The sequence below is a fragment of the Sphingomonas sp. GW821-FHT03E12 genome, from assembly GCF_059420685.1.
Genome location: NZ_JBWKUF010000001.1, coordinates 26,810 through 45,261, shown reverse-complemented (window position 1 = coordinate 45,261; position 18,452 = coordinate 26,810). Strand labels below are relative to the sequence as shown.

The window sequence follows — 18,452 nt, the reverse complement described above, 5'->3', positions numbered from 1 at the left end:
CCAGGGCCGATTTGAGCTTACCCAGGAGGAATCCGCATGACTGCTTATGTGACGCGCGCCGGACTGTCGGTGGCGGAACCGCTTGCCCGCTTCATCGAGGAGCGCGTGCTGCCGGGGCCGGGCATCGATGCGGACGTGTTCTGGAGCGGCACGGCGGCGATCTTCACCCGCTTTGCGCCGCGCAACCGCGCGCTGCTCGACACGCGCGATTCGCTGCAGGCGCAGATCGACGCCTGGTGCGCCGAGGATTCCGCTCGTGCCGCCGATCCGGCGGCGCAGGAGGCGTTCCTGCGCTCGGTCGGCTATCTGGTCGACGAGCCCGGCGATTTCACCGTCACCACCGCCGATGTTGATGCGGAGATCGCGACGATGGCCGGGCCGCAGCTGGTCGTGCCCGCGCTCAACGCCCGCTTCGTCCTCAACGCGGCCAATGCCCGCTGGGGCAGCCTCTACGACGCGTTCTACGGCACCGATGTGCTGCCCGGCGCGCCGAAGCCGGGCGGCTATGACGCCGAGCGCGGCGCGCAGGTGATCGCGGCGGCCAAGGCGTTCCTCGACGAAGCGGTCCCGCTGACCGGTATCAAATGGGCAGACTTTGCCGGCGGCGCCCTGCCGCTCGCCGACCCGGCCCAGCTCGCCGGCACGTGCGGCGAGTCGCTGCTGTTCAAGCACAATGGCCTGCACATCGAGGTCGTGATCGACCGGACCTCCACGATCGGCAGCACCGATCCGGCGGGGATCGCCGACGTGATCCTCGAAGCGGCGCTGACCACCATCGTCGATCTCGAGGATTCGATCGCGGCGGTCGATGCCGACGACAAGGTCGCGGCCTACACCAACTGGCTGGGCCTGATGCGCGGCGACCTCGTCGAGACCTTCGACAAGGGGGGCAAGGCGCTGACCCGCCGTCTCGCCGAGGATCGCGTCTACCAGCGCCCCTTTGCGAGTGACCTGACGCTGCCCGGCCGCAGCCTGCTCTTCGTCCGCAATGTCGGCCATCTGATGACCACGCCCGCGGTGATGCTCGACGGCGCCGAAGCGCCCGAAGGCATCCTCGACGCGATCGTCACCAGCACCATTGCGGTCCACGACCTTCAGGGGCTGGGCACACATCGCAACAGCCGCACCGGCAGCGTCTATATCGTCAAGCCGAAGATGCACGGGCCGGACGAGGCCGCCTTCACCAACGACCTGTTCGACGCGGTCGAGGATCTGCTCGGCCTCGCCCGCCACACGATCAAGGTCGGGGTGATGGACGAGGAGCGGCGCACCTCCGCCAACCTCGCCGCGTGCATCCATGCGGTGCGCGGCCGCATCGCCTTCATCAACACCGGCTTCCTCGACCGCACCGGCGACGAGATCCACACCTCGATGCGCGCCGGGGCGATGATCCCCAAGGCGGAGATGAAGGCATCGAGCTGGATCAAGGCCTATGAGGATCGCAATGTCCGCATCGGTCTGCGCCACGGCCTGTCGGGCAAGGCTCAGATCGGCAAGGGCATGTGGGCCGCGCCCGACCGCATGGCCGAGATGCTCGAGGTCAAGATCGGCCACCCGCTCAGTGGCGCCAACACCGCCTGGGTGCCCTCGCCGACCGCGGCGACGCTGCACGCGATGCACTACCACAAGGTCGATGTCTTCGCCCGCCAGCGCGAGATCGCCGGTGAGCCGGTGCCCGCCCTCGCGCCGCTGCTGACCATCCCGGTGGCCGCCTCGGGCCGCAACTGGACTCCGGACGAGGTTGCGCGCGAGCTCGACAATAACGCCCAGGGCATCCTCGGCTATGTCGTGCGCTGGATCGATCAGGGCGTCGGCTGCTCCAAGGTGCCCGACATCAACGATATCGGCCTGATGGAGGATCGCGCGACGCTGCGGATCAGCTCGCAGCATATGGCCAACTGGCTGCTGCACGGCGTCGCGACCGCCGCGGACATCGACGCCGCGCTCGCGCGGATGGCGGCCAAGGTCGATGCGCAGAATGCGGACGACCCGCTCTATCGCCCGATGGCCGGGAACGAAGCCGCCAGCCTCGCCTTCCAGGCGGCGCGCGCATTGGTGTTCGACGGCGTCGCCCAGCCCAACGGCTATACCGAGCCGCTGCTGCACAAGTTCCGGGCGGAGGCGAAGGCGCGGGGCTGAAAATCGCCCGCTCCGGCGCTTGAACCTTCCCCCGGCTCGCTCGTTGGGTTAGCGAGTGGGCAAGGATCGCGATCCCATTGGGAGGACAGGGCATTTCGGGCGTCGGACTGGGGATCCTGCTGTTGGCGAGCAGCGCGCTGGCACCGGCCGGCGCACAGATCGGCAGCAACGCAGGCAAGCCCGGACAGGGCGCGCCCGCGGACAACCCCCCGCAAGTCCGGCGATCGGTGCAGGAACGCGCGGCCCCGGCAACCGACGACAAGCCGATCGTCTCGGATGAGGAGTTCGACAAGTCGCTCCCGCCCTTGAGCGACGACATGAATGGCCCGCTCGAGCCGATGACGCCCGCTGACCCGGCGGCGCCCCCCACCGATCTCGCGATCGATGCGGCGGACCCGCTCGGCGTGAACGTGCCGCCCGCCGGGGGCCAGACCGAGACCGAACTGGCCGCGCCGCTCCCGCCGCTCAGCGAATTTGACAGCACCCCGATCGCCGAGGCCATGGTCGTCGACGAGTCGGCGGTCGAGATCCGCTACGTCACGCGCGTGACCGGGCTCGACGAACTCAGCCTCGACGACCAGTTCGAGGAGCTTTCCGCGCTTGAGAATGGCGACGGGAAAGCCGCCAACGCCGCGATCATCGGCGCGCGGGCGCGCGAGGACGAGGCGCTGGTCGTGCGGCTGATGAAGACGCTCGGCTATTATGACGCGACCGCAGTCGCGACGATCGACCAGACGCCCGGGCGTCCCGTGGCCGTGACGATCGCCGCGATTCCGGGGCCGCTCTACACACTCGGGGCGATCAAGATCGAAGCCGATCCGACGGTACCACCCAGCCTGATCGCCGACAATTTCAAGCTCCAGACCGGCGAGCGGATCGACGCGGTGCGCGTCCAGGCGGCCGAGGCCGCGGTGAGCCTCGCTCTGCCCCAGAACGGCTATCCTTTCGCCGAGGTGGGACAGCGCGACATCCTGCTCGACGAGGAAACCCATACCGGCGACTATCTGCTGCCCGTGACCATCGGCCCGCGCGCGCGCTTTCGCAGCATCAAGACCGAGGGGACGCAGGCGTTCGACGCCAAGCATATCGATGTGCTGACCCGCTTCGATCGCGACGATCTCTACGACAGCCGCAAGGTCGATGATCTGCGCGACGCGCTGATCGCGACCAGCCTGTTCTCGACGGTCTCGGTCGAGCCGGTGAAGACCGGCGAGACGGCGCCCGAGGGCACCGAATATGTCGATCTGCTCGTCCGCCAGACCGCCGGGCCGCCGCGCACACTCGCCGGCGAGCTCGGCTTCTCGACCGGTCAGGGGCTGCGCGCCGAGGTCAGCTGGACCCATCGCAACCTGTTCCCGCCCGAAGGCGCGGTGATCTTCAGCGGGGTCGCGGGGACGCAGGAACAGGGCGCGTCGGCGACCTTCCGCCGCTCCAATGCCGGGCGGCGCGACCGGACCTTCCAGCTCTTCGCATCGGCACTGCGCAAGGATGTCGAGGCATTCACCAGCCTGACCGGCACGCTCGGCGCGCGCGTCTCGTATGATTCGACACCGATCTGGCAAAAGCCGATCACCTATTCCTACGGCGTCGAGCTGATCGGGACGAGCGAGGACCGCTATGATTTCGATCGCGGCGAGCGCCGCCGTGGCGCCTATTTCATCGCCACGCTGCCGCTGTTCCTGGGGTGGGACAAGTCCGACGATCTGCTCAACCCGACCCGCGGCTTCCGGGTGAAGCTCAACCTCAGCCCCGAAACCTCGGTCCGCGGCGCGGTCCGCCCCTATGCCCGCGTCATGCTCGAAGGGTCCGGCTATTATCCGATCGGCGACAGCATCGTGATCGCCGGCCGCGCCCGGTTCGGCACGATCCAGGGGATCGAGCGCAACGACATGGCCCCGTCGCGGCGCTTCTATGCCGGCGGCGGCGGATCGGTGCGCGGCTTCGGCTATCAGGAGCTCGGCCCCCGCGCGCCCGATGGCAAGCCGATCGGCGGCCGCAGCTATAACGAGTTCGCGATCGAGGCGCGTTACCGCTTCGGCGATTTCGGGATCGTGCCCTTCGTCGATGCCGGGCAGGTCTATGAAAGCACCATGCCGCAGTTCAGCGACATGCGCTTCGGCTTCGGCATCGGCGGGCGGATGTACACCAATTTCGGCCCGCTCCGGCTCGACGTCGCCACCCCGATCAACCGGAAACCGGGTGAGAGCAAGATCGCGCTCTACATCTCGATCGGGCAGGCCTTCTGATGGCCGAAGAGGTCGCCCCGGCCGAGATCGACACCGGCGAACCCGCGGCGGCGCGGTCGCCGCTCTGGTTGCGCATCGCGAAGTGGCTGGCGATCGGGGTCGTGGGTCTTGCGCTGCTGGTCGCGCTTGCGATCTTCGGACTCGACACCAGCCCCGGCAAGCGCTTCGTCGCCGACCAGATCGGCCGGTACAGCACCGAAAGCGGGCTCAACATCAAGGTCGGGCGGATCGAGGGATCGATCTACGGCGCGATGGTGCTGCGCGACGTGCGGGTCAGCGATCCCAAGGGCGTGTTCGCCACCTCGCCCTCGGTCGCGGTCGACTGGCGGCCCTTTGCCTATTTCAACAACCATATCGATGTCCGCTCGGCGACCAGCCCGCTGGTACGGGTCGCGCGCCTGCCCGAGCTGAAGCCGAGCGACCCCGACGCGCCCTATCTGCCCGATCTCGACATCGATATCGGGCGGCTGTCGATCGACCGGCTGGTGCTCGATCCGCCGGTCGCGGGACGGCGCTATGTCGCGACCTTGAGCGGCGAGGCGGCGATCGCCGACCGGCGTGCGCGCGTGATCGTCAACGGGCGCACGCTCGGGCGGCAGGGCGGCGATCTGGTCGGGTTGGTGCTCGATGCGGTGCCCGACGCCAACAAGCTCGACATGCGCGCCGACCTCAACGCGCCCGCAAACGGGCTGGTCGCCGGGCTGACCGGGCTCAAGGCGCCGCTGGTGGTCCGGCTCGACGGCCGCGGCAGCTGGGAAAGCTGGCAGGGCCGCGCCACCGGCACGCTGGGCGGCGCGCCGCTCGCCGATCTCGATGTCGCCGCGCGCAAGGGGACCTTCCAGGTTCGCGGCACCACCCAGCCGGGACTGATCCTCAAGGGGCCGGTCGAGCGGCTGACCACACCCAATCTCCAGGTCGCGCTCGACGCGACGCTCGACCAGCGCCGCGCCGACACAAGGCTGAGGCTGCGCTCGAAGGCGCTGGCGGTGACGACCACCGGCACGATCGATCTCGGCAAGAATGCCTTCGACCAGTTCCGCGTCGAGGGGACGTTGCTGACCCCGGGTGCGATCGCGCCCAACCTCAACGGCCGCTCGGTGGTCGGCGCTGTCGCGCTCAACGGCCCATTCGCGACGCCGACGGTGAACTACAAGCTGAAGGCGGCCGCGCTCGGCTTCGGCGAGACGGTGGTCGAGGACCTCTATGCCGAGGGGCTGGCGACGGTGAATACCGACCGCATCCTCGTTCCGGTCAAGGCGCGCGCGAAGCGGGTTTCGGGTCTCAATGCCGCCGCTGGAGGCCTGCTCACCAACGTGACGCTGGCAGGCGATCTCGCGATCACCGGGCCGCAGATCCTGTCGGAGAATCTGCGCATCCGCTCGGACAAGATCGACGCGACCGCGATCATCGCCGCGAATATCGCCACCGGCCGCTACGCCGGTGCCCTGAAGGGACGCGTCAACGACTATACGATCGACAGCATCGGCATCGTCAATCTGACCACCGACGCCAATCTCTATGCCGCGCCGGGCGGCGGCTGGGGGATCAAGGGCCGGATCGTCGGGCGCAGCACGCGGCTGTTCAATTCGGGCGTGCGCGATTTCCTGGGCGGCAACGCGATCCTCAGCGTGAATGTGGGACTCGATCCCAGCGGGATCATCCAGTTCAGCAACCTCAAGCTCTCCGCGCCGCAATTCGCGATTCAGCGCGGGTCGGGGCGCTATGACCCGGCCGGGCCGCTGCTGGTCAATGCCGATGGCGTGTCCAAGGCCTATGGTCCGATGTCCGCGCGGGTGACCGGGACGCTCTATGCGCCGGTGATCGACCTGCGTGTGCCCAAGCCGGGCCTCGGCGTCGGCCTCGCGAACCTCGAGGCGCGGATCCGCGGGCAGGGCGATGCCTGGGCCGTCATCGCCAAGGGCGGGACCAGCTACGGCCCGTTCACCGCCGATGTGCTGGTGCGTACCGGCGCGGCGATGACGGTGGATGTGCGCACCGCGCGCTTCGCGGGAACCGACATCACCGGCAAGCTGACCCAGACCGCGGCGGGGCCGTTCGCCGGCGCGCTCGCCTTTACCGGCTCGGGCATCACCGGTAATGTCGACCTGTCGGCGCAGGGCAAATACCAGCAGGCCGTCGTCCGCGCGACCGCGGCCAATGCGCAGATCCCGGGCGACCTCGAATTCACCATCGGCCGCGCGGTCGTCAACGCGACCGTGATCCTCTACGACGATGCACCCGCGATCACCGGCGAGGCGCAGGTCGCCAATCTGCGGCGCGGCGATTTCGTGCTGGCGCGGGGGCGCGGCAAGATCGACTATCGCGGCGGCAGCGGGACCGCGCAGGCGCTGGCCGAAGGCTCGTCGGGCGTACCCTTCCGCGTTGCGGCCAATGCCCGCTTCACGCCCGATCTCTGGCATGTCGCGCTTTCGGGGCGCGCGAACAATATCGGCTTCCGCACGCCAAAGGCGGCGCAGATCGCGGTGACCGACGCGGGCTACCGTCTCGCGCCCACCCAGATCGATTTCGATCGCGGCAGCGCGCGCGTGGCGGGCAATTGGGGCGACGGGCTGGCCGTGCAGGCGCGGATCGACAAGCTCGATCTCGCCATCGCCAACGCCTTCTCGCCGGGCCTCGGCATCGGCGGCAGCGCCACCGGATCGATCGATTTCCGCCAGGCCGCGGACGGCAGCTTCCCGCAGGCGGTCACGCGGCTCAACATCGCCGGCTTCAACCGGTCGAGCCTGGCGGGGGTGTCGACCCCGGTGGACATCGCCTTTGTCGGCCGGCTGCTGCCCGAGGGCGGAGACGCGCGCGCGGTGATCAAGCGCGGCCAGACGACCATCGGGCGGATGATCGCGACGCTTCAGCCGCTCGGCCCGGGCGCGACCTGGAACGAGCGGCTGATGGCGGCGCCGCTGTCGGGCGGCATCCGCTACAATGGCCCCTCGGCGGTCTTGTTCTCGCTCGCGGGCTTCACCAACCAGTCGGTGTCGGGGCCGATCTCGATCGCGGCCGATTTCTCGGGCCAGCTGCGGGCGCCGCAGATCACCGGCCAGCTGCGCGCCGCCAATCTGACCTATGAGAATGAGACCTGGGGCACGCGCCTGACCCAGATGAAGATCGAGGGCCGCTTCGACGCCGACACGCTCGACATTACCGAGATGAATGCGATGGCGGGCAATGGCCGGGTGATCGCGACCGGAACGGTGGGCCTGTCTGCGGCCGAGGGCTTCCCGATCGACATCACCGCGCGTTTCCGCAATGCGCGGCTGGCACGCAGCGACGCGCTGGGTGCGACCGCGACCGGGCAGCTGCGCATCACCAACGGCCTCGACGGCGGGTTGATCGAGGGGCGGATCATCATCCCCGATGCGCGCTACCAGATCATCCGTCAGGGCGCGGCCGAGGTGCCCGAGCTGACCGGCGTCTATCGCAAGAGCGAGCTCGACGCGACGGGCAAGCGCCCGGTGCGGCCCAAGCCCGTCGGCACCTTCCGCCTCAACGTCGCGGTGGTCGCCGACAACCGGCTGTTCGTGAACGGCATGGGCCTCGAATCCGAATGGGAGGCGCGGATGCAGGTGACCGGCACCTCTGCCGCGCCGATCGTCATCGGCGAAGCAAAGGTGGTGCGCGGTACCTACAGCTTCGCCAGCCGCCGGTTCGAGCTGACGCGCGGCCAGATCAACTTCGAAGGCGGGCCGCTGACCGATCCCAGCATCAACATCTCCGCCAACACGACGGCGGAGGGGGTGACCGCGATCATCAACATCACCGGCACCGGCCAGCAGCCGCGCATCGCCTTCACCTCGACCCCGGCGCTGCCGCAGGACGAGGTGCTCTCGCGCCTGTTGTTCGGCAGCTCGGTCACCAACTTGTCGGCGACCGAGGCGATCCAGCTCGCCGCTGCCCTGAACTCGCTGCGCGCCTCGGGCGGGCTCAACCCGCTCGGCCAGCTCCGTTCGGCCGCGGGCATCGACCGCCTCCGCATCCTCGGCGAAGACGACACCACCGGCCGCGGCATGGCGCTCGCGGCGGGCCAGTACCTCACCGACGACATCTACATAGAAATCATCACCGACGCCCGCGGCTACACCGCAGTGCAGCTCGAGGTTGCGCTGACGCGGTCGCTCAGCCTGCTCTCGCAAGTCGGCTCGTTCGGCGGGTCACGCGCCGGCCTCAAATATTCGAAGGATTATTAGCGGGCGTTTGTCCCGCCCCAAAGCCGTCACCCCGGCCCTGTGCCGGGGCCCACCGGGAGGCAGGCGTTGGGCAAGAGGCTCAATGGTCTCCGGCGCGGCGCAGTGGACCCCGGCACAAGGCCGGACGGGATGGCAGGGGCGGTGGGATTTTCCTACACCGCCCCGTTCCGCTATGCCGAGCCCATGCACCTGCTAGCGCCAAGCCCGGACACCCTCCCGCGCATGACACGTGTCAAGCTGACACCAAAAACATGCGTTTCACGTCGGCTTTGTCAATTAAATGAACGGTACCGTTCAGAAATTTTGAGGACGCCTTCCAACCCTTGCTCTTTACTTACACAAATGTAAGTATGCTCGCCGGGAGAGACGAATGACCGAGCATTTCGATGTCGTGGTAGTGGGCGCGGGGATCTCGGGCATTGGTGCGGGCTATTTCCTGCAGCGCGACTGTCCCGACCGCAGCTATGTGATCCTCGAAGGGCGCGAGCGGATCGGCGGAACCTGGGACCTGTTCCGCTATCCGGGCATCCGTTCCGACAGCGACATGTACACGCTCGGCTACAGCTTCCGCCCCTGGACCGAGGCCAAGGCGATCGCCGATGGCCCGTCGATCCTGCGCTATCTCGACGAGACCGCACGCGATTACGGAATCGACAAGCATATCCGCCACCAGCACCGTGTGACCGGCGCCAGCTGGTCGACGCAGGATGCGCGCTGGACGGTCAGCGTCACGCGCGGCCCCGACAAGGAGCCGGTCGAGTTCACCTGCAATTTCCTCTTCATGTGCTCGGGCTATTATAATTACGCCGCGGGCTACCTTCCCGAATTCGCCGGGCGCGACCGGTTCAAGGGCGACATCGTCCATCCCCAGCATTGGCCCGAGTCCCTCGACTATGCCGGCAAGCGCGTGGTGGTGATCGGCTCGGGCGCGACCGCGGTGACGCTGGTGCCGGAAATGGCCAAGACCGCGGGGCATGTGACGATGCTCCAGCGATCGCCCACCTATATCGTCGCGCGCCCGTCCGAGGACGGTATCGCCAACTGGCTGCGCGCGAAACTCCCCGGGAAGCTCGCCTATCGGCTGACCCGGCTCAAGAACATCTCGCTCGGCCAGTTCTTCTACCGGCTCGCGCGCAGGAAGCCGGAGAAGACCAAGGAACGGCTGATCCAGATGGTCCGCGACGAGCTGGGCGAGGAGTATGACGTCGCCACCCATTTCACGCCGCGCTACAATCCGTGGGACCAGCGCATCTGTCTCGTCCCAGACGCCGATCTGTTCGCCTCGATCCGCGACAAGCGCGCCTCGGTCGTCACCGACCAGATCGATACGTTCGAGGAAGAGGGCATCCGCCTCAAGTCGGGGGATCTGCTCCCTGCCGATGTGATCGTCACCGCGACCGGCCTCGACATGCAGCTGATGAGCGGCATTCCCTTCAGCGTCGACGGGGTTCAGGTCGATCCCGCGAAGTCGCTGGGCTACAAGGCGATGATGTATTCGGACATCCCGAACCTCGCCTCCAGCTTCGGCTATACCAATGCCAGCTGGACGCTGAAGTCGGACCTGACCGCCGCCTATGTCGCGCGGCTGCTCAACGTGATGAAGAAGCGCGGGATGCGGCAGGCGACCCCGCGTATCGCGGGCGACGTCGAGCCCGAGCCGTTCCTCGATTTCACCTCGGGCTATGTCCAGCGCGGCATGGACAAGTTCCCCAAGCAGGGAAATCGCAAGCCGTGGCGGGTGCACCAGAATTACGCGCTCGATCTGGTGGCGCTGCGCTGGGGCGGGATCGACGAGGGAATGGAATTCTCCAACCCCGAGCCAAAAGCGAAAGCCGCCGCCTAGGCGGTGAAGATCGCGCCTTCGCGCACTTCGAGCGGCCAGGGCGTCAGTGCCGCGCCCGTGCAGGGGCCGCCGACACAGGCGCCGTCCTCGATCCGGAACAGCGCGCCGTGCCAGCTGCACTGGATCAGGCCGCGGTCGCCGGTGAGATAGGCGTCGAGCTGCTGCGCGAGGGGGAGGCCCATATGCGGGCAGCGGTCGACATAGCCGTGGACCGCGTCGCCGCTGCGCACGGCGAAGCCATGGAAACGCCCGGCCTTCATCTCCAGCACGAAATTGCGTGCGGCGCCGTCGGCGATCAGCGCGATCGGGCCGAGCCGGACGCCCGGCGGGGTCGAGGAAAGGCGTTCGCTCATGCGGTTGATCTAGTCCGGAAAAGTTGGATGCGGGAGTGGTGCTTGGTCCACTCCCGCATCCTGTTCCTTCCCCCTTTGGAAGGAATTGGGGGCCGGGTGGTCCCGGCTCTCCTCTCCAATCGGTCAGGCGTCGGTCTCAGGCGTCGACCTTGATCACCCCGCGGCGGATCTGGTCGAGCTCGATGCTCTCGAACAGTGCCTGGAAATTGCCGTTGCCAAAGCCTTCATTGCCCTTGCGCTGGATGATCTCGAAGAAGATCGGGCCGAACATGTTCTCGGTGAAGATCTGCAGCAGGATCCCCTCCTCCCCGACATTGCCGTCGATGAGGATGCGGTTCTTGCGCAGCCGCTCCAGATCCTCGCCATGGCCGGGGACGCGCTTGTCGACCAGCTCGTAATAGGTCTCGATCGTGTCCTGGAGCTTGACGCCGCGGGCGCGCAGCCGCTCGACCGTATCGTAGATGTCGTCCGTGGTGAGCGCGAGGTGCTGGATGCCCTCGCCATGATATTCGCGGATGAACTCCTCGATCTGGCTCTTGTCGTCCTGGCTCTCGTTCAGCGGGATGCGGATCGCCTTGTCGGGCGCGATCATCGCCTGGCTGAACAGCCCGGTCGCCTGGCCCTTGATGTCGAAATATTTCTGCTCCTCGAACCCGAAGAGCGTCTTGTAGAACTCGCTCCACACCCGCATCTGCCCGCGGCGGACATTGTGGGTGAGGTGGTCGAGCAGGTCGAGGCCGACATTGTTGGCCGCTTCAGCCTCGCGCCAGCCGGGAATCTCGGCCCAGCTCTCGTACAGGTCGTGGCCGTCCTCGATGAAATAGAGATACGATCCGCCGATACCGAGGATGACGGTATCGTCTTCCTCGGTCCGCTCGGCGCCATGCGCCAGCGCCCATTCCATCGCCTTGGCCGGATCGGCGACGCGGAACGCCATCGCGCTGGCCGAGGGGCCATGCTCGCCACGGAACTTCGCCACGCGGCCCGCATCGTCGCGGTTGAGCATCAGGTTGATGCGGCCCTGCTTGTAGCGGGTGATGTTCTTGGTCGGGTGGCGATGGCTGGCGACGAAACCGAGCTGCTCGAACTGCGCGGCCATTGCTGCAGGATCGGGCGAGGTGAATTCGACGAACTCGAAGCCGTTGAGGCCCAGAGGATTGTAGCTCGGGTTGGCGGGGTCGGTCATGGTCCAGCGCTCCGGAAAGAATTGGCCGAAATCTAGACCTCGCCGGATTTGGTGTCAATTGATACTAAATCGCCCTGTCCGGCTTTCCACCCGTCTGGACCACCGGCAAGGACGCGCAAACGTGTCTTGCAGCTTTCATTCTGTAATATAATATCACTTAATCCGGCGCGCAGACGCCTTGATCTGGGAGAGTGCGAGATGCTGGACCGCCGGACCTTCGTCGCGGGCGCCGCTGCCGGCGCGCTGACGGTTTCGTTCGGGCTGCCGCGCGGCGCCAGGGCGGCCAGAACAGGCTCGATGGATGCCAGCTTCCGTACCCCGCCGCCCGATGCGCGCCCGCACACCTGGTGGCACTGGATGAACGGCAACGTCACCGCCGACGGGATTACCCGCGATCTCGAGGCGATGGCGCGCGTCGGCGTCGGTGGTGTCCAGATGTTCGATGTCGGCGTCGGCATCCCCCAAGGGCCGGCGGCGGTGCTGAGCCCGCTCTGGGTCAAGTTGGTGCGGCATGCGGTGTCGGAGTGCGACCGGCTGGGCCTTTCGTTCACGCTGCACAATTGCCCGGGCTGGTCGTCGAGCGGCGGGCCGTGGGTCACGCCGGAGCTCGGGATGCAGCAGCTGGTGTGGAGCGAGGCCGCGGTGAAGGGTGGCGCGCCGGCGGACGTTCAGCTGCCGCAGCCGCTGACCCGGCTGGGCCATTATCGCGACGCGCTGACGGTCGCGATCCCTGCCAACGCGGCCGATGCGGCGCAGGGTCAGATCGTCCGTGCCTCGGCGGGCGGAAAGGCAATCGAGGCGCGGCTGATCACCGACGGCGATGCGGCAACCGGGGTCGATCTGAGCGCGAGCGAGGCTGGCGCGCTGACCTTCACGTTCGACACGCCGGTGACCGCGCGTTCGATCACCGTGCAGGCGATCCCGGGCGACGATATCCCGAATTTCGAGCCCCGCACCTTTGCGGCGCTGGAGGTGTCGGAGGACGGCAAGACCTTCCGCAAGCTTGCTGATCTTGCCATTCCCTTCTGGCGGCTGCGCACCATCCCGCCGTTGACTGCCAGCTTCGACATAGTGACGGCGCGGGCCTTCCGGCTGACGCTCCCCGCCGTGTTGCGTGTCGCCGAGGTTCGGTTGTCTGCCACCACGCGCACCGCCGATATCGGCGCCAAGGCCGGCTGGGGCCGGGTCGCCAATCGCGGCGAGGAACCGGATGGTCCGGTCGACGCGATCGATCCGGCACAAGTCATCGATGTCAGCAGTTTCATGGACGCGAATGGCCGGCTGCGCTGGACCCCGCCGCCCGGCGACTGGACGGTGCTGCGCTTCGGCCATACCGCGACCGGTGCGAAGAACGTCGCCGCCTCGGACACCGGCATCGGCCTCGAGTGCGACAAGTTCAGCCGTGCCGCGCTCGATTTCCACTTCGAGCACTATTTCGGGCAGGTCCGTGACGTGATGCGCAAGCTCGGCAAGCGCGGCCTCGCTGGCGCGCTGGTCGACAGTTACGAGACCGGGCAGCAGAACTGGACCGCAGGCCTCCCCGCCGAGTTCGAGAAACGGCGCGGCTATCCGATCACGCGTTACATGCCTGCGCTGACCGGCCGTATCGTCGGATCGCCCGAGATCACCGAGCGCTTCCTGTGGGATTTCCGCCGAGTCCTCGCGCTGCTGATGGAGGATCATTATTTCGGCCGCTTCCACGAACTGTGCGAACGCGACGGCCTGGTCTCCTACACCGAGCCCTATGGCAACGGCCCGTTCGACGACATGCAGGCCGGTGCGAAGATGGACCGGCTGATGGGCGAATTCTGGGTGCGGGGCGGGGCCGCCGCCTATTCGGTCAAGCTCGCCGCCGCGGTTGCGCACGTCCATGGCAAGACCTTTATCGGCGCGGAAAGCTTCACCGGCCGCCCGGCCCAGTCGCGCTGGCTCGAACACCCCTATGCGATGAAGGCGCTGGGGGACGAGATGTACACGCTCGGCCTCAACCACTTCATCTTCCACCGCTACGCGCAGCAGCCGCATCCGGACGCGAAGCCCGGCATGACGATGGGGCCTTGGGGCTTCCATTTCGACCGCACCAACACCTGGTTCGAAGCGGCAGGGCCCTGGCTCACCTATGCCGCGCGTTGCCAGCACATGTTGAAGCGCGGCAATTTCGTCGCCGACATCCTGTTCTTCACCGGCGAGAATTCCCCGGTGCAGGTCGCCGTGCATGTCGAGGAGCCGGTTGCCGCGACGCTCTCGGGCGCGCGGCCCAGGCTCCCGCTCGAGGTGCCGGAGGGGCATGACTACGACGTGTGCGACGCCGAAGTGCTGCTCAAGCGCGCAAGGGTCGTGGATGGCCGCATCGTCCTGCCCGACGGGATCAGCTACCGTGTCCTGGTACTGCCCGAGGATCAGCGCATCACCCGCGAATTGCTCGCGCGGCTGCGCGACATGGTGGCGGAGGGCATGTGGCTGGTCGGCGCGCCGCCGCGTCATTCGCATGGGCTGGCGGGCTATCCGGAAAGCGATGCCGATGTGCAGGCCATGGCCCGCGGCCTGTGGGGCGATCTTGACGGCAAGGCCCGGCGGGAGCGCGATGTCGGCAAGGGGCGGGTGATCTGGGGCCGGTCGCTGCGTGAGGTGCTGAATGCAGCACGGACGCATCCCGATGTCGAACTGTTCCCCGCCATGCACGATGCCGCGGTCCGCTGGATCCATCGCCGCGATGGCGACGCGGACATCTATTTCATCGCCAATGGCCGCCGCCGCCAGGAAGCGGTCACCGGCATCTTCCGCGTTGCCGGTAAGCAGCCGGAAATCTGGAACGCGGAGACGGGCGAGATCAGCGCGGCGCCCGTCTACGAACCTGTCGATGGCCGCGTCCGGATGCCGCTACGCCTCGATCCGGCCGGGTCGTGCTTCGTCGTCTTCCGCGCATCCGCCAGGGCAGGTCTGCCCGCGATCGGCAAAATGGGTGGTACCTCGATCTCGGCGGGTGCGCCCCCCCTCCACGCCCGCCCGGCGACGGTCGCGGACAGCTTCACGCTGAGCGGCTGGATCAAACCCGAGACCGACCTCTGGCCGATATCTCCCGAAATCGCATCGGCGGATCAGAGTCCGGCCATTGCCGCCGCGCGTGCCGCCGCGTTCGCACGTGGGGGGAGCGCTGAGCGGCTGGGAGTCTCGGGCGCGAGCTTCCTGCTCGATCCGCCGCCCGGCGAAACGCTGTTCGGCAAGGGACACGCGACCGCCGCGCTGTCGGCGGGCCGCAACGGGCTGATCCTCTACGAGAATCGCGGCGACAACTATCCCGCCGTGCTCGCGCTGCCCGTGCCCATTGCAGGCTGGACCCATCTGGCGCTGGTCTATGATCGCGGTACGCCTTCGCTTTTCCTGAACGGCGAGCGGGCCGGCAGCGGCAAGCCATCCGATGCGACCGTGCACGCCGCACCCGGACTCAGCGTGGCACGGCCCCGTCATTTCGAAGGAGACGTGGCGGGGATCCGGCTGGAACCGGCCGCGTTGCCGCCCGATGCCATCGTTCGGCGGGCGGCGGCGGGCCTTCCCCCGCCCGAGGCGCTGCCGGCCTTCACGCTTGCCCCGGGCTCGGGGCTGCTGCTGTGGGAGAATGGGCGCTATGTCGCCGGGGAGCGAGCGATCGACGCGACAGGCATCGCGCCGCCCGCTGAGGTGCCGGGACCGTGGCAGGTCGCCTTCCCGGCGGGCATGGGCGCGCCGCCGGGCGTCATGCTCGAACGCCTGCAATCGCTGCATCGCCATGCCGACCCCGGCGTGCGCCACTTCTCGGGTACCGCCAGCTATTCCACCAGCTTCACCGTTGCGCGTTCGGCGCTCGGTGCTGGGAGGCGGCTCTGGCTCGACCTTGGCCGGGTCGAGGTGATCGCGCAGGTGCGCGTCAACGGCCGATCGCTGGGCAGCCTGTGGAAGCCGCCTTTCCTGATCGATGTCACCGACGCGGTACAGACAGGTGAGAACCGGCTTGAAGTGTCGGTCACCAACCTCTGGCCCAACCGCCTGATCGGCGACGAGCATCTGCCCGAGGAGAACCGCTATCCGGTCACCGCGTTCAGCGCGACCGGCGGGATCGACACGCTGCCCGGCTGGTATCGCGAGGGGCGCCCCAAACCGCCGGGCGGGCGCGTCACCTTCAGCACCTGGAAACATTATTCGAAGGAGTCGCCGCTGCTCGAATCGGGGCTGTTGGGGCCGGTCGTGCTGCGCAGCGCGCTGAAGGTCGCCCTGTAGGCCGGCTCGCTGTTCAGCCGATCACCGTCACGCCGCCTGCGATCTCGGTGACGTCGAGGTTCAGCAACTGCTGAATCTGAGAGACCGCATTCTCGATCTGGGCGGTGTGGAACATGCCGCTCACCAGCCGCCGGCCGACGGCCTTGTTCGACAGGATGATGCGCCCGTGGCGATAGCGATTGATGTCCTCGATCGCCGCGGCGAGCGGCGTGTCGCGGAAGATCAGCACGCCGCGGCGCCAGCTTCCGCTCACCGCCGGGTCGATCTGCGTGATCCGCGCGGCTTCCCCGGGCGCTGCGGCGAAACGCTGCCCTGCGACGATGCGATGCCGAGCAGTTCCTTGCTCGCCGAACACATGCCCGGAAAGGCAGGTGACGCAGGTTTCACGTTCGCTGGCGCGCACGTCGAACTGCGCGGCCTTGCCCAGCCAGAGCGTTTCGCCGACGCGGATCGCGAACGGGGCGACGCCCTCAATCACCGCGACGAAGGCTTCGCCCGCGATCAGCGTCGCCTGTCGCCGCGCGGCATCGAGCGAAAGCGCGGTGCGGCCGTTCATCTCGATCGTCACCCCGGCCATGGGACGCAGCAGCCGGCGCTCGCCGACGCCGGTTCGCTCGCCCGCGCCGAGTTCGGCGAGCGAGGGCCATAGCGCATAAGGCGGATTGACCATCAGCATCGCGCCGGATGCAGCGATCGCGCCGCCGGTCAGGAGGAAGCCGCGCCGGTCCATTGCGGCTTGTCGCAGCCGCGCGCCGAAGGGAATGACGTTGCCGGGCAGATCCGGGCCCAGCGGCATCGCGCGCAGTGCCTTGCGCAGCGCCGCGGCTTCGCGAAACGCCTCGGCATGTGCCGGGTCCTGCGCGCGCCACGCCTCGAACGCATGCGCGTCTGCCCGGGTCGCCGAACCCGATGTGAGACGGACGACCCAGCCCAATGCCTCATGCATCGGGGCCGAAAGGCCATTCGTCTCTGCATCACGCATCGTCATCGGTCGTTGCGCCCGGCGGCCATCGTCATTCCTGCTCTTCCTCTCTGTCGGACAGTCTGGCTGCGCCCGTGACGAACGACTTTCTTTTGCCCAGCCGGCGCGCGCACAGATCGATGCCGCGCCGCAGATCCTTCTGCACCGTGCGGATGCTCACGTTGAAGCGCTCGGCGAGAAGATGGTGGCTGACATCGCCCAGAAACGCCTCCTGAAAGATGATGCGCTGCCGCTCGGTCAGCTCTGCAAGCGTGCGCGCGACGACGGCGATGTCCGCGCGATCGGCGGCGATCGTCGCGGGGCCGGGTGCATCGTCCGCGACGCCCAGCAGTTCCTCGATATCGACGAAGCTGAGGCGCCGGTTCTCCGACTTGACCAGATTGTGTGCGGTGTTGAGCGCCGCGCGATAGACATAGGCCTCCGGATCCTTGACCGGCGCGAGTTCGGTGCGCGTCTCGATCCGGATCCAGGTCTCCTGCAGCGCGTCCTCGGCGATCTGCGGCCCGAACCGGCGCGCGAGGCGGCCGCGCATCGCTGAGTAGCGTGCGAGCAGCGAGCGCAGCAGTAGCGCCCGGGGGGCGTCGGCCATCATCGCGCGACGATCTCCAGCCAGATCGGCTGGGGCATGCCGGCTGGGGGAGGTTCGGGAAGCGTGGTGCCCGAAACCACCGAGACGATTGCGCGATCGAGATGGCCGGTGCCGCTGCTCCGCCGGACGAGCGGGTCGCGGATGACGCCCTGCGGGTCCATCGCCACGGCAAGACGAACGTTGAAGCTGCGCCCGCGCGTGCGCGGATCATCCTGCAATCGCCGGGCGATGGTGGAGCGGACCAGCTGGCCGAACGGGCGATAGTCCGGCCCCGGCGCTTGCCCGATAACGCGCTCCGCCTTCACCTGCAGCCGGTCGAGCACGAGGCGGGGCGCTGCTGCTGCTGCGGGGCCTACGCTGGTGCCGGGGCCGCGGCCCGCCGCGCGTGCGGGCAGGATCAGCACCGCAGTGGTGCTGGTGAAGCGGTGGTTGATGGGCGTGCCGGTCAGCATGCGCGCGACCGCAGCTTGCGGCGTCAGCGCACCCTTGACCGGAGCCGAGCGGAGCCCGGCCAGCACGTCACGCTCATAGAGGATATCGATTCCGCTCTCGCGTCCAAGCTTGAGCAGCGCAGCCTCGAGGTCCTGGGCCGGAATGTCATAGTCGCGCGTGGCCGGTTGTGCCTGCCAGGCCACGGCGCACGGCGTTGCGGTGCCCG

10 protein-coding genes are annotated in these 18,452 nt (G+C 68.0%); 5 read left to right on the top strand and 5 right to left on the bottom strand.

The window, feature by feature from the left end:
* The first annotated feature begins 36 nt into the window (after positions 1 to 36).
* From AC07TU_RS00120 to AC07TU_RS00105, 4 genes are all read left to right on the top strand, one after another.
* A complete protein-coding gene (locus AC07TU_RS00120; protein ID WP_495185889.1) occupies positions 37 to 2,139 on the top strand; it encodes a malate synthase G in 2,103 nt (700 codons plus the stop codon).
* Positions 2,140 to 2,216: 77 nt separating this feature from the next.
* The gene (locus AC07TU_RS00115) at positions 2,217 to 4,385 is read left to right on the top strand and encodes an autotransporter assembly complex protein TamA (protein WP_495185888.1); all 2,169 of its coding nucleotides are present in this window, start codon (positions 2,217 to 2,219) and stop codon (positions 4,383 to 4,385) included.
* Positions 4,385 to 8,587, top strand: coding sequence for a translocation/assembly module TamB domain-containing protein (locus AC07TU_RS00110; RefSeq protein WP_495185887.1), 4,203 nt, complete (start codon positions 4,385 to 4,387; stop codon positions 8,585 to 8,587). Before AC07TU_RS00115 ends, AC07TU_RS00110 begins: the two co-directional genes overlap by 1 nt.
* Before the next feature lie 370 nt (positions 8,588 to 8,957).
* Positions 8,958 to 10,430, top strand: a complete 1,473-nt coding sequence (locus tag AC07TU_RS00105; RefSeq protein ID WP_495185886.1) for a flavin-containing monooxygenase — start codon at positions 8,958 to 8,960, stop codon at positions 10,428 to 10,430.
* Here AC07TU_RS00105 and AC07TU_RS00100 read toward each other — a convergent pair.
* Together AC07TU_RS00100 and hppD are read right to left on the bottom strand one after the other, a co-directional pair.
* Entirely contained in the window at positions 10,427 to 10,783 is a 357-nt protein-coding gene (locus tag AC07TU_RS00100; protein WP_495185885.1) for a Rieske (2Fe-2S) protein, read from the bottom strand. The genes AC07TU_RS00105 and AC07TU_RS00100 overlap by 4 nt on opposite strands.
* A 136-nt stretch (positions 10,784 to 10,919) precedes the next feature.
* Positions 10,920 to 11,969 carry a 4-hydroxyphenylpyruvate dioxygenase gene (gene hppD, locus AC07TU_RS00095; RefSeq protein ID WP_495185884.1) on the bottom strand — a complete coding sequence of 350 codons (1,050 nt, stop codon included), beginning with the start codon at positions 11,967 to 11,969 and terminating at the stop codon, positions 10,920 to 10,922.
* A gap of 198 nt (positions 11,970 to 12,167) precedes the next feature.
* On the opposite strand from hppD, the gene AC07TU_RS00090 reads away from it, so the two are divergent.
* Positions 12,168 to 16,223, top strand: a complete 4,056-nt coding sequence (locus tag AC07TU_RS00090) for a glycosyl hydrolase (protein WP_495185883.1) — start codon at positions 12,168 to 12,170, stop codon at positions 16,221 to 16,223.
* 13 nt (positions 16,224 to 16,236) lie between these two features.
* Here AC07TU_RS00090 and AC07TU_RS00085 read toward each other — a convergent pair whose 3' ends face one another.
* Genes AC07TU_RS00085 through AC07TU_RS00075 form a run of 3 tightly spaced genes read right to left on the bottom strand, consistent with a single transcriptional unit; the run spans position 16,237 to position 18,429 of the window.
* Positions 16,237 to 17,205 carry a FecR family protein gene (locus AC07TU_RS00085; protein ID WP_495185882.1) on the bottom strand — a complete coding sequence of 323 codons (969 nt, stop codon included), beginning with the start codon at positions 17,203 to 17,205 and terminating at the stop codon, positions 16,237 to 16,239.
* Between the two features lie 31 nt (positions 17,206 to 17,236).
* Positions 17,237 to 17,794 carry an RNA polymerase sigma factor gene (locus AC07TU_RS00080; RefSeq protein ID WP_495185881.1) on the bottom strand — a complete coding sequence of 186 codons (558 nt, stop codon included), beginning with the start codon at positions 17,792 to 17,794 and terminating at the stop codon, positions 17,237 to 17,239.
* The gene (locus AC07TU_RS00075) at positions 17,794 to 18,429 is read right to left on the bottom strand and encodes a TonB C-terminal domain-containing protein (RefSeq protein ID WP_495185880.1); all 636 of its coding nucleotides are present in this window, start codon (positions 18,427 to 18,429) and stop codon (positions 17,794 to 17,796) included. The genes AC07TU_RS00080 and AC07TU_RS00075 overlap by 1 nt, the downstream gene beginning before the upstream one ends.
* Positions 18,430 to 18,452: the final 23 nt, after the last annotated feature.

Coding starts and splice junctions, on each gene's coding strand:
- AC07TU_RS00120 (WP_495185889.1), top strand. CDS start 37: ATGACTGCTTATGTGACGCGCGCCGGACTGTCGGTGGCGGAACCGCTT.
- AC07TU_RS00110 (WP_495185887.1), top strand. CDS start 4,385: ATGGCCGAAGAGGTCGCCCCGGCCGAGATCGACACCGGCGAACCCGCG.
- AC07TU_RS00105 (WP_495185886.1), top strand. CDS start 8,958: ATGACCGAGCATTTCGATGTCGTGGTAGTGGGCGCGGGGATCTCGGGC.
- AC07TU_RS00100 (WP_495185885.1), bottom strand. CDS start 10,783: ATGAGCGAACGCCTTTCCTCGACCCCGCCGGGCGTCCGGCTCGGCCCG.
- hppD (WP_495185884.1), bottom strand. CDS start 11,969: ATGACCGACCCCGCCAACCCGAGCTACAATCCTCTGGGCCTCAACGGC.
- AC07TU_RS00090 (WP_495185883.1), top strand. CDS start 12,168: ATGCTGGACCGCCGGACCTTCGTCGCGGGCGCCGCTGCCGGCGCGCTG.
- AC07TU_RS00085 (WP_495185882.1), bottom strand. CDS start 17,205: ATGCGTGATGCAGAGACGAATGGCCTTTCGGCCCCGATGCATGAGGCA.
- AC07TU_RS00080 (WP_495185881.1), bottom strand. CDS start 17,794: ATGGCCGACGCCCCCCGGGCGCTACTGCTGCGCTCGCTGCTCGCACGC.